General features: G+C 40.2%; 12 protein-coding genes. 6 read left to right on the top strand and 6 right to left on the bottom strand.

Going from position 1 to position 11,533, the window contains the following annotated elements:
- Window positions 1-23 precede the first annotated feature (23 nt).
- A complete protein-coding gene (locus tag MJO53_RS02310; protein ID WP_252080320.1) occupies window positions 24-1,175 on the top strand; it encodes an MFS transporter in 1,152 nt (383 codons plus the stop codon).
- Between the two features lie 36 nt (window positions 1,176-1,211).
- On the opposite strand, the gene MJO53_RS02305 is transcribed toward MJO53_RS02310, so the two are convergent.
- The 3 genes from MJO53_RS02305 to MJO53_RS02295 form a co-directional block, all read right to left on the bottom strand.
- Entirely contained in the window at window positions 1,212-1,628 is a 417-nt protein-coding gene (locus MJO53_RS02305) for a response regulator (protein WP_252080319.1), read from the bottom strand.
- Window positions 1,629-1,630: 2 nt separating this feature from the next.
- Window positions 1,631-3,442, bottom strand: coding sequence for a sensor histidine kinase (locus MJO53_RS02300; protein WP_252080318.1), 1,812 nt, complete (start codon window positions 3,440-3,442; stop codon window positions 1,631-1,633).
- 311 nt (window positions 3,443-3,753) lie between these two features.
- Entirely contained in the window at window positions 3,754-4,443 is a 690-nt protein-coding gene (locus MJO53_RS02295; RefSeq protein WP_252080317.1) for a hypothetical protein, read from the bottom strand.
- A gap of 139 nt (window positions 4,444-4,582) precedes the next feature.
- On the opposite strand from MJO53_RS02295, the gene MJO53_RS02290 reads away from it, so the two are divergent.
- The 4 genes from MJO53_RS02290 (at window position 4,583) to MJO53_RS02275 (ending at window position 6,829) form a co-directional block, all read left to right on the top strand.
- Complete coding sequence (locus MJO53_RS02290; protein WP_420485537.1) at window positions 4,583-5,155, top strand: RNA polymerase sigma factor; 573 nt, start codon at window positions 4,583-4,585, stop codon at window positions 5,153-5,155.
- Complete coding sequence (locus MJO53_RS02285) at window positions 5,156-5,347, top strand: hypothetical protein (protein WP_224837620.1); 192 nt, start codon at window positions 5,156-5,158, stop codon at window positions 5,345-5,347.
- Between the two features lie 28 nt (window positions 5,348-5,375).
- Complete coding sequence (locus tag MJO53_RS02280; RefSeq protein ID WP_252080315.1) at window positions 5,376-6,203, top strand: mechanosensitive ion channel family protein; 828 nt, start codon at window positions 5,376-5,378, stop codon at window positions 6,201-6,203.
- Between the two features lie 77 nt (window positions 6,204-6,280).
- The gene (locus MJO53_RS02275; protein WP_252080314.1) at window positions 6,281-6,829 is read left to right on the top strand and encodes a ClpP family protease; all 549 of its coding nucleotides are present in this window, start codon (window positions 6,281-6,283) and stop codon (window positions 6,827-6,829) included.
- Window positions 6,830-6,963: 134 nt separating this feature from the next.
- Here the strand turns inward: MJO53_RS02275 and MJO53_RS02270 are convergent, their stop codons facing one another.
- From MJO53_RS02270 to MJO53_RS02260, 3 genes are read right to left on the bottom strand one after another with little or no spacing between them, the layout of a single operon-like run.
- The gene (locus MJO53_RS02270) at window positions 6,964-8,496 is read right to left on the bottom strand and encodes a cryptochrome/photolyase family protein (RefSeq protein ID WP_252080313.1); all 1,533 of its coding nucleotides are present in this window, start codon (window positions 8,494-8,496) and stop codon (window positions 6,964-6,966) included.
- 3 nt (window positions 8,497-8,499) lie between these two features.
- Window positions 8,500-9,798 carry a DASH family cryptochrome gene (locus MJO53_RS02265; protein ID WP_224837624.1) on the bottom strand — a complete coding sequence of 433 codons (1,299 nt, stop codon included), beginning with the start codon at window positions 9,796-9,798 and terminating at the stop codon, window positions 8,500-8,502.
- The gene (locus MJO53_RS02260; RefSeq protein ID WP_224837625.1) at window positions 9,788-9,937 is read right to left on the bottom strand and encodes a DUF2256 domain-containing protein; all 150 of its coding nucleotides are present in this window, start codon (window positions 9,935-9,937) and stop codon (window positions 9,788-9,790) included. The genes MJO53_RS02265 and MJO53_RS02260 overlap by 11 nt, the downstream gene beginning before the upstream one ends.
- Window positions 9,938-10,078: 141 nt before the next feature.
- Here MJO53_RS02260 and MJO53_RS02255 point away from each other — a divergent pair, with 141 nt between their 5' ends.
- Window positions 10,079-11,419: an FAD-dependent oxidoreductase gene (locus MJO53_RS02255; protein ID WP_224837626.1), complete on the top strand. Its 1,341-nt coding sequence runs from the start codon at window positions 10,079-10,081 to the stop codon at window positions 11,417-11,419.
- The last annotated feature ends 114 nt before the right edge of the window (window positions 11,420-11,533 follow it).

The raw sequence follows: 11,533 nt of genomic DNA, 5'->3' as shown, positions 1-11,533 counted from the left end.
AACTTTTTCAATTTGACCCCTATATGAAATCCCTATGGCTCATTCTTACAAACTCCAGGTACTTTGGAGCTGCATGGGTATTCACCAGTTTAAATGTCTGGTTTGGTACCTGGGCCATATATATTCCGACCGTAAAAGAAAAATTGGATATAAATAAGGCGGACCTTGGGATTGCCCTATTCTGTTTGTCCCTCGGGGTATTTACCATTTTTCCAATGGCCTCCAAAATAATTAATAAACTAGGTGTTGGCAAAGCTACTTGGTATGGGGTCATATTTGTTTCCATAATGGCCATGTTGCCCCTTATGGCACCCAATTATTATTTGTTGATGGCAGCCTTGTACTTATTTGGGGCCAGTAATGGATTTATCGATATTGCCGTGAACACCTTGGTGACCGAGATTGAAAAGGAAGATAAACAAAATATAATGTCGGCAGCCCACGGATTTTTTAGTTTGGGAGGTATTCTAGTGGGTCTGGGCAGTTTTTTGATCCCAGTGATCGGAAGCCCAGTTTGGCACATGGCCATTACCGTAGCGCTGGTGCTTATGGTTAATCTGGTGTTTAGAAAACACTATATTAAAATCGTAGCTGCCCCGGTGGAAAAAGAGCCTTTTAGTTTAACACTTTTTAAGCCCTTGTTGCTTCTGGGAATAATTGGTTTTGTGTGTTTTGGGGCTGAAGGTGCCATTGTGGATTGGAGCGCACTTTATCTTAAGGAAATGACCATGGCACCGGAAGTATTGTTTGGGGCCGGTTTTTTGGCATTTTCCACCACGATGACCCTTGGTCGATTTTTGGGCGATGGGATCAGTGAGAGAATAGGTCCCATAAAAATTGTTGGCCTAGGCGCCATGATTGCGGCCATAGGTTTTGTTCTGGTTTTAACACAGCACACCACGTGGTCCATTATCGGCTTTGCCTTAAACGGACTTGGGTTTTCGGTTATTGTGCCGGAACTGTTCCGAATCGGGGGGAATGTAAAAGGTGTAGATTCCTCTCAAGGAGTGGCCTTTATTGCAGGGGCAGGCTACATGGGGTTTTTGTTGGGTCCCGTAGTTCTTGGGTTTATTGCGGAAAGTGCATCGTTGAACTATAGTTTTTTATTGCTGCTCTGTCTCGCTTTATTGGTGTTGGTAATCACACTCTTTCTTCATCGAAGGCGAAAACCATAAATATCGGAATTGGCAAATAGAGTCTGTTGGAATTTTTTACACTTTGTCGATCAAACCCAAATCATCGAGAACATTGGTCAATTGATCTTTATTGATGGGTTTAACGATATAATTGCTCACCACAGCATATTTCTTTGCTTTTTCTTGATCGGATGGGTTAATGGAAGAACTCACCACATAGATCACTATTTTTTCTCTGTTTTGATGAGGGATCTCAACAAAATCATCTAAAAACCCCCAACCGTCTTTTATAGGCATGTTGAGGTCCAAAAAAATAATGGAGGGTAATTTTAAGCCCTTTTCCATTCGTTGTGTTAAAGCATCTATGGCCTCCTGCCCATTTTGGTAGATAAGTACTTCATTGGAAAATTTAATTCTCTGCAATAACACCTTCATTCCAAATTGGTGAATAGGGTCATCATCGACAATAAATGCTACGTCCAATAAATTCATGCTCATTGTTTTAGTAAGGTAACTTTAAAGATGGTTCCAATGGTCGGTTGGCTTTCCACCACAATTTTACCGCCCATGGATTCTATTTGATTTTTTGTTATAAACAGACCGATTCCCCTTGCATCTTCGTTGCCATGGAATGTTTTGTACATGCCAAAGAGTTTTTCCCCGTATTTGTCCAGATCTATTCCTAGGCCATTGTCCTCTATTTGTAGAACCGCTGTTTCGTTGTTATCTGTTGCCGTAATGGCCACTTTGGTGGTGTTTTTGCTTTGGTCTTTGTATTTAATGGCATTGGTGACCAAGTTGAGAACAATACTCTCCATGTAGGCTAAAACACCTTTTACTTGTATGCTGTCGGGAATATCGATGAATATATCCGCATTGTTTTCATCTATTACCGCTCGAATATCGTTCAATACTTTTTCAACCAGAGGTTTGAGGGGTATGGATTTTAATTTTTTATCAGTTTCCAGTTTTACCTGAACCACTTCATTTAGGTGGGAAATGGTCTCATTCAACCCTTGAGATGCTTGGGTCAATAGTTTTAAACTGTCTTTGCGAATATCATCGGCCAAGGATTCATCGGTGACAAAATCACTTATCATCGTTAGGTTTGCCGCATGCGACCTTAGGTTGTGGGAAACAATATGGGCAAAGTTCATAAGGCTGTTGTTCTGGTTCGTGGTCAGTTCAAGTAGCCCCTTCAATTTTTTTTCTGCCTTTATTCTGGTGGAGATATCAACGATTTGAGAAATAAAATGAGAGATTTCACCATCGATATTACGTTCTGCGGTAACTGTGAGAATTACATAAACCAGCTGTCTATTGTTATTAAAATATCTTTTCTCGATTTGGTACGAATTCCTTTTGCCCTTTACAAGTTCGTTGAGCAATTTAAGATCTATCTCTAGATCGTCTGGATGTGTTATATCTTGAAAATTGAGGTTTAGCAGGTTTTCCTTTGTATACCCAAGGCTCTCGCACAAACTGGAGTTGACGTCTATAAATTTGCCATTTTTGGCCACCAGAGCCATTCCAATGGACGAATTATCGAAAGTACCTTTTAAAGATGCCCTACTGTTTTCCAATAGGAGTTGAGCCCTTTTTCTGCCGTCTATATCCTGAAAAGTACCAACAATTCGCACACATTTATCGTTGAGCATTTCCGGTTCGCCAATGGCACGTACCCACACAACATTTCCTTTGGAGGTGACAATCTGTAGTTCAACATCCCATTTTTTACCTTGCTCTATTCCCTCCTTTACCAATTTGGATATGGTATCCCTGCTGTACCCCTCTTTGTAAAAGGAGATTCCTTTGGCCAAATCTGGAAGATAATCTTCGGGTACCTCATGGATTTCTTTGGTAATTTTGGACCAATACAAGGTGTTTTTTACCAGATCAACCTCCCATCCTCCAATTCTTGCCACTTGTTGCGACTTGATCAAAAGCTCCTCTTCAAGCCTTTTATGTGTTATGTTTTCTAGGATAACCAAGATTTTTGGGCCATCGTTTCCATCCTGATCGCTCAGCAAGCTAACTTTCCAATCGTACCAAATGGAGTCCCCGTTTTTTTGTACGATCCTTTTGGAATCGGAACGGGTTTTAATGCCTTCCAAACAATAGTTGATATCGATCTTTAGTTCTTCGGGCAATTGGGGCATGGCTTCGAAAAAATTCTTGCCCATGATGTCCGAATCCAAATTGAACGAGTTTAGCCACTGTGTGGAATAATCTATAATGGACTGTTCTTGGTTTATTATGGTAAAGGGAATAGAAGCGTCCTGAAATACGGATTCAACGGGGGTCATTGTAGTGTTTTAGCACTTAAATTTATCAAAACAAGCTTAATACTACAATGAATCACTTAAATTCATACACGTAAATTTTACCGAATGTGTGTAACATTCTTAATGTAAGGAGGTTATTTTAAACAAATATTTTATTTAACCGTTCAGTTGGCTGAGAAAAATTCACGTGCTGACCCGTTTTGCACCTAGGCTGAAATTTGGGGTTCGAGTAATGTTACCAATAAAAACTTTAAAAGAAAAGACAACGGTATATGGTAAACAGTTGCCATCTAAATAATTCGAGTTGCTGCCATGTGTTTATAAACTAAGCATTAGTCTTTTTTAACAGAAATGCCCGTAAAATATAAACTTGTGCCACCTTCTGGACGATTGTGCTGTTTGGCCAATCTAAGCCCCTCCATCTCCACATAATCCTCCCATGTGGAAACTAAGTTAGGTTCTTCCTGGTTGGATTTTCGATAGGCCCATTCACGTAAAATGTAATCGTCCTTAAAGTAAAAATCATATGCATCACCAGGGGTGTAACCACCTTCGTTCGCGTATACAATGGTAAGTTTTTGCATGGGCTCTTCGCTAATGGGAGCAACAGCATCTGTGGTGTGCTCGTAGGTGTAATTATTGGAATCCCACATTAAATTAAAAGGGGCCAATAACCAGTACCGATCGTTAATAAAACCACTATTGGTTTTTATGGCGATACTATCCATGGCATTACGGTTGTAGGTAAGCGTGTCCGGTCCAGAAATGGCGGATACGACATTGCTCTTGGGTTTCCAATCCCAACTGCGCTCAAAATGCATGGAATCCCTATCCACATTAAAGGTAAAGGTGATGCCTTTTACCATGTCCCATTGTTCAAAACCATGGGCCTCTGCAATGCGTTCGGGCACGGTTTTTTCAACTTCGGTCTCTTTTTCGGCGGCCTCGGTCTTTTTTGGTTCGGTTTTGCAGGCAGCGAACATTAAAAAGGCAAATAGAGCTAAGAGGGAATTGGTCTTCATATCTGGTTTTTAGCCAAATATACTAGGAAAATCTCTTATTTTTGACCATTGTCCGAACATCAACCAAAAAACTGTTTCCAGAGTGACTTTTTTAAAAAAGCTGTTTCTAATTCTTATAAATAACCACGATAAAGCTTTTTTGGATTCAAAAGACCCTTATTCTCGTTATTCCGATGAGAAATTAGTGAAACAGATCGTAGCGGACAACGATACCATGCTTTTTGGTAAGTTGTACGACCGCTATGCGCAAATGGTGTACAATAAATGTTACGGTTTTGCAAAATCTGAGGACGAGGCGGAGGATTTAACGCAAGATGTGTTCCTCCAGCTTTTTATCAAACTTCGAACGTTTAAAGGAAAATCGAAGTTTTCTACTTGGCTCTATTCCTTTACCTATAACTTTTGTGTGAACTATGTTAACCGTAATAAGCAACGAAAAATACAGGATAATTCCGTACAGGTCGAAAACTCCGAATATAAGCTGACCCAAGAAGTTTCCGATGAGAGTTTGTTCGAAATGAAAACGGACAAGCTCAAGAAAGCCATGGAACTCATTGCAGTGGAAGATAAGTCCATTTTGTTGCTGAAATACCAGGACGGGGCGAGCATAAAAGAACTTGTAGATTTAATGGAGATTGGGGAAAGTGCAGTAAAAATGCGGTTAAAACGGGCAAAGGAAAGATTGTTGGAAATATATAAAACTTTGGAATAGATGGCAAAGCACCATAAAAATCCATTCAAAGAACTGGAGGCAACTTTAAAGGAGACCCCTCCGGAAATGAAGAAAAAAGTAATGAACGATATAGCTGCGGCAAAATTGATTATGGACTTGGCCTCATTGTTTTCAATAAACTTGGGAAATGCTTTGCGCAAACTATTTAGAACCTTGGGAGATAATCGATAAATAAACAGACACAATAAAAATTATAAATATGGAAACAATAAACAATTGGAAGGCAATAGCATCGGAGTCTCTTTCTACGATAGGAAGGGAAATAGCGACTGCTTTTCCCAAAATATTTGGGGCGATCATAATTTTGATTATTGGATGGTTGACTATTAAAATTGTGACATTTCTATTAAAAAAGGTACTCAAGATTACCAAAATAGATGCACTCAACGAGAAAATAAACGACATGGAGATAACTGGTAAGAGCGATTTTAAGATTGATCTTTCCAAAATTGTACTGGGCTTTGCCAAATGGTTTCTGATCTTGGTCTTCCTAATATTGGCCGCCGATATTTTAAATTTTCAGATCATATCCCAGGAAATCGGCAACCTCCTCAATTATCTGCCCAGGTTTTTTAGTGCATTGGTACTTTTAATGGTAGGGTTCTATATAGGCAGTTTGGTAAAAAAAACGGTAAAAAAACTATTCGAATCCTTTGAGTTGGGAGGTTCCAACTTGGTAAGTAACCTGCTGTTTTACATTATCGTCATTTTTATGTCCATCACGGCGTTGAACCAAGCAGGGGTCGATACCACCATCATAACCAATAATATAACCATGATATTGGGGGCGTTTCTGTTGGCATTTGCATTGGGCGTAGGTCTGGGAACACGAGAAATTATTGCAGATATCATGAGGTCCTTCTATACAAGAAAGACCTATGCCGTTGGAGACAGAATTGTGATCGGGGACGACGAAGGGACCATCAAGGCCATCGAAAACAATAGCCTTATTTTAGAGACCCGAGCCGGAGAATTTGTGATTCCGATCAAGGATGTGGTATCACAAAAAGTACAGATAAAATCTTAATCCGTCCATTGTATAAAACAAGTGCGGTAACTTCCTTGGAATTTGATTATTTTTGAAGTCTTACAACACGTAAAAAAATGAGTTCAAAAAAAGGAAAAGTTCAGGAATTGATCCAAGAAAAGTTATTAAACGACCGCAAAGTGTTTTTGTGGGGACAAGTAGATGATGATTCTGCCAAACATGTAATCGATAGGCTACTGTATTTGGATATGTTGAACAATGATGAGATTCAATTGATTATCAATAGCCCCGGAGGCTACGTAACTTCCGGGTTTGCCATTTACGATACCATTAAACAGATCAAAAGCCCTGTATCTACCGTTTGTTCCGGATTGGCGGCCTCAATGGGCTCCATTCTATTATCCGTAGGCGAAAAGGGCAGAAGATTTATTCAGCCCCATGCCCGCGTAATGATCCATCAGCCTAGCGGTGGTGCAAGAGGGCAGGCATCGAATATCGAGATTCAGGCCAGAGAGATTATAAAGACCAAGGAGTTGGGTGCCAAAATATTGGCGGAAAACTGTGGGCAGTCTTTTGACAAGGTAATGAAGGATTTTGATCGTGATTATTGGATGGGTGCAGAAGAATCTGTGGCGTATGGCATCGTAGATGATATATTGAAATAAACCCAAGATTTCTATAAAGTGAAAAGTCCTTCGCAACGTATTGTGAAGGACTTTTTATATATAGGCGCCGAAGCGGAATATTTTAAATATATACGGCAACAAGAATGCCAATAGATCATAAAGACTTGTTAAAATCAGAATAGCTCCGGATTTGCAATAATTTTCCTGGCCCTATCCTGTAAATCCTTGAGTTCTTCCTTATTCTTCTTTTTCAATAAGCTCAACATCATGTTCATACGTTGATTGTCCTTAAAAAACGCTTTTTTATCTTCTAAAAAATTCCAGTAAAGCGAATTGAAGGGACAGGATTTTTCTCCCGACTTTTTAGTATGGCTATAACTACATTCCTTACAATAGTTGCCCATTTTATTAATATAATTGGCACTGCTTACATAAGGCTTGGTCGCCACAATGCCACCATCGGCATATTGGCTCATGCCCCGGGTATTGGTAATTTCCACCCACTCGATCGCATCTATATATACGCCAAGGTACCAAGCATCCACTTTATCGGGGTCAATTTGAGTGAGAAGGGCGTAGTTTCCAATGATCATGAGCCGTTGAATATGATGGGCATACGCATCGTCTAAACTTTGGGTAATGGCCTTGTGCAAACAGTTCATTTTGGTTTTGCCCGTCCAAAAGAAATCCGGGAGCGGGTTGCGGTTCTCCAATTTGTTCACTTTGGCATATCCCGGCATTTCCTTCCAATATACCCCCCGCATGTATTCCCGCCAACCTAGTATCTGACGGATAAAACCTTCCACTTGCGAGATATGGATGTCATCTTTATGCGCATGGTAATGGTCCAATACGGTATGGATTACTTCTTGGGGTGACAGCATTTTGCTGTTCATGCCAAAGGAAAGGCGCGAATGGAACAGGTATTTTTCCTGAGTATGCAATGCATCTTGATAATCACCAAAATATTTCAACAGATTGGAACAGAAAAACGTCAATAACTTTTTACATTCCTCGTGCGATGTTGGCCAGTGAAAATTTTTGGCGTCAATGTTTCCGAAGGTTTTTATATCCGCATTTTTAATTTCTTCCAACAGTTCGGTAACGTCGGTATCAAAAGATAGTTCTTTGGGAATTTTTGGCGATCCGTCCCATTTTTTACGGTTACTTTGGTCAAAGTTCCATTTACCGCCTTCGGGCTGATCATTGATCATCAAAATGTTATGTTTCCTTCGCATCATGCGGTAGAAACTCTCCATCAACAATTGTTTTTTTCCTTTAAAGTGATTTTCCAGATCATTTCTTTTGGTGTAAAAATGTTCGGTGTCAAAAACCTCCGAACTAATGGTAATGGATTTTACGATTTCCTTGAGCTGCTGGTCCAATCGGTATTCATCGGGCAATTGGTATTCGAACTTTTCAATTTGGTGTTCCGAAATGGCTTTTTTGATGAGCTCGGGCAAGTTTTGAGGATTTTTCTCATCACCTATCCTATAATAGATGACATGGTGCCCCTCCTCTTTTAAAGTGTTTGAAAAATTCCTCATGGAACGAAAAAAGCCGACCACTTTTTGAATATGGTGCTTTACATAATCGGTTTCTTGGCGCATTTCGGCCATTAGGTATGTATGGTCGTCGGTCACTTTATCGAACCAGCTGTGTGATAGGTTCAATTGGTCACCAAGGATTAGTCGAAGTGTTTTCATCGGTTAAAAAAGAGTGGGTTGTAGCCAAAGCGATCGGAATTTTTTATTGGGATCGTACATATCCGCCTGCCGTTTTGTGTTAAAAGTTCTGTTTCGCGGGTCGTTGCCCACACCACTGTTGTACATCCAGTTGCCCCAATTGCTGTGTACGTCGTAGTCTATGAGCATCGATTCAAAATAGGCGGCCCCTATTCGCCAATCTTGTTGTAGGTGTTTGGACCAAAAACTGGCCACGTTCTGTCTGCCACGGTTGCTCATCCATCCGGTTTGTTTTAGTTCGATCATATTGGCGTTTACAAAATCATCATTGGTTTCCCCGTTGATCCATGCCATTTTGACATCTTGTATTGTGTGCCAGTCATATTTTTTGTGAAGAATGCCTTCCAATTTAAAAATATCATTTCCGTGTTTTAACGAAATGTATTTGAAGTAATCACGCCAAATCAGCTCAAAAACCAACCAATACGTATCCTGATTCTTTTTTATTTCCTTTTCAAATCGTCTTATTTCCCAATAGATGGTTCGAGCGGAAATACTTCCATTGGCCAACCAGGGTGAGAGTTTGGAGCTGTAATCGGTGCCGGTAAGTCCGTTTCTCGTTTTTTTATAGTAGGCCAGTTTTTTGGTGTCCCAAAAGTAATGTTGTATGCGCATTCGGGCATTTTCCTCGCCACCTTTGTACGGAAAGGCGGACCTGTAATCTGTTTTAAAATCTAAGAACCCAAGACTTTCCAATGTTGGGACTTTAGTGTTGGGGTCTACTTGATTTTCTATGGGAAATACTTTGGGCAAAGTAAAACATTGTCTCACCGAGGAATATTTTTCGCATTTTTTTCGAAAAAGTGTGAATATTGAAGGGATTTGTGCAGGGGAGGCAAAGGGAATGTCATCGGGATGAAATAGGAATTGGTCGAAGGTCTTATGCAAAACAGTCCCTTTGGGTAATAGATTTTGAACATTTTGTACGGTTTGTTTCTCTTCAGAGGTCCATTCGTTCTGTACAAAAACGGCATCTATAATAAATTGCCTCACCAAATCAGGTATAACATCCTCTGGCTTTTCTTGGTAAACATAAAGAGTGATATTGAGTGCTTTTAAATTTTCATGAAGCTGTTGAACCGTTTCCAATAGAAATTTTGCCCTGAAGCGTTCCGTTTTCTTGAATCCAAATTTATCCGTTTCGAATTGCCTAGGGTCAAAACAATACAGGGCTATTAACCTATTGGCCTTGGCGGCCAGATGCAAAGCTTCGTTGTCGTGTACCCGTAAATTATTTCCAAACCAAATTAGGCTAGTTGTCATGTTTGTTCTTGTTTTTTCTGCAGTGTGCGCTGCAATAAATTACGTTTTCCCAATCTTTCGCCCATTTTTTTCGCCAAGCAAAAGGTCTTTGGCAAACCGGGCAATGTTTTAGAGGTAAATATGTTTTAAGATGTGCCAACCCAATCAATAATGTTTAATAAAAATACAAAATTATTAAACAAAAATAATTGAAAATGGAAGGGAAACCATTATTTGGAACTGTTCAAGGCCAAAATGCTTATTTTTACTATTTAATTAGAATTTGGCCCAGTGGGCATTTATGGTACAGACTCCAAAAAATATAGCCATCATCGGTTCCGGATTGGTGGGCTCTTTGTTAGCGATTTATCTCCGAAAAATTGGACACAAGGTCACAGTTTTTGATAGAAGGCCGGATATTAGGACAATCAAGTTTTCTGGCAGGTCCATTAATTTGGCCATGAGCAATAGGGGTTGGCGCTCCCTTAATGCAGTAGGTATTGGTGAAAAGATCAAGGATATAGCCATTCCGTTGGATAAAAGGGCCATGCACGTTAACGATAAGCCCGTATATTTTCAAAAATATGGGAAGGAAGGGGAGGCCATCTGGTCCATTTCTCGCGGTATTTTGAACAAACGGATGATCGATTTGGCCGAAGAAGCAGGAACGGTGTTCAGGTTCGACGAAAAAGTGTGGGACGTTAACCTGCCCGAAGCTAAAATTTATACGGGGGAAACCGAAAAAGGAAAGTGGACGGAATATCAGTTCGATATCATTTTTGGTTGCGATGGTGCGTTTTCCAGAGTGCGCCACAAAATGCAACGTAGGAGTAGGTTTGATTATTCACAAGATTTTATCGATGTAGGGTATAAGGAACTTACCATACCAGCCAACGAGGATGGAACCCATAAGCTGGATAAAAACTCTTTTCATATATGGCCGCGAGGTGAGTTTATGCTCATTGCCATGCCCAATATTGATGGTAGTTTTACCTGTACCCTGTTTTTACCGTTTGAAGGGAAGGTGTCTTTTGAAAGTTTAACCACTGTGGATGCGGCGAAGGCATTTTTTAAGGAGTATTTTCCCAACGTACGCAAGGAAATCGAGAATTTGACCAAAGATTTTTTTCAAAACCCAACCAGCGCCATGGTGACCATGAAATGTTATCCTTGGACCTATTGGAACAAAGTTGCTCTGGTCGGTGATTCGGCACACGCCATTGTGCCCTTTTATGGTCAGGGCATGAATGCCGGTTTTGAGGATATATTTATCCTTAACAAACTCATGAAGAAATATGGGGACGATTGGGACGCTATTTTTTCCGAGTACCAAAAGGAACGTAAGCCCAATGCAGATGCCATTGCTGAGTTGAGCTATCGAAATTTTGTGGAAATGAGCCGTAAAACGGCAGACCCTAAGTTTTTGCTACAGAAAAAAATTGAAAAGCATTTTGCGGCCCTACATCCGGAGAAATGGATTCCTGTTTACAGTCGGGTCACATTTTCGGACAGGCCCTACGCCGAAGCTCTTGCTATTGGGGATATGCAGGAAGCTATTATGAAACAAGTGATGCAAATACCGAATATTGAAGAAAAGTGGGATTCCAAGGAAGTTGAAGAAATGATTCTGGAGTTGTTATAGGCAAGTCAGGTCAATGGTCTTTTCCCCCGAAATCAAGAAGCCTATTATTTAGTCGGATATTAATTTCGCGAATACCTTGAACTCTTCCGAAAAACCAATTTGGTTTCTGAAAAG

It is taken from the genome of Flagellimonas marinaquae, assembly GCF_023716465.1.
GTDB classification, from domain to species: domain Bacteria; phylum Bacteroidota; class Bacteroidia; order Flavobacteriales; family Flavobacteriaceae; genus Flagellimonas; species Flagellimonas alginolytica.
This window is presented reverse-complemented; position numbering and strand designations above follow the sequence as displayed.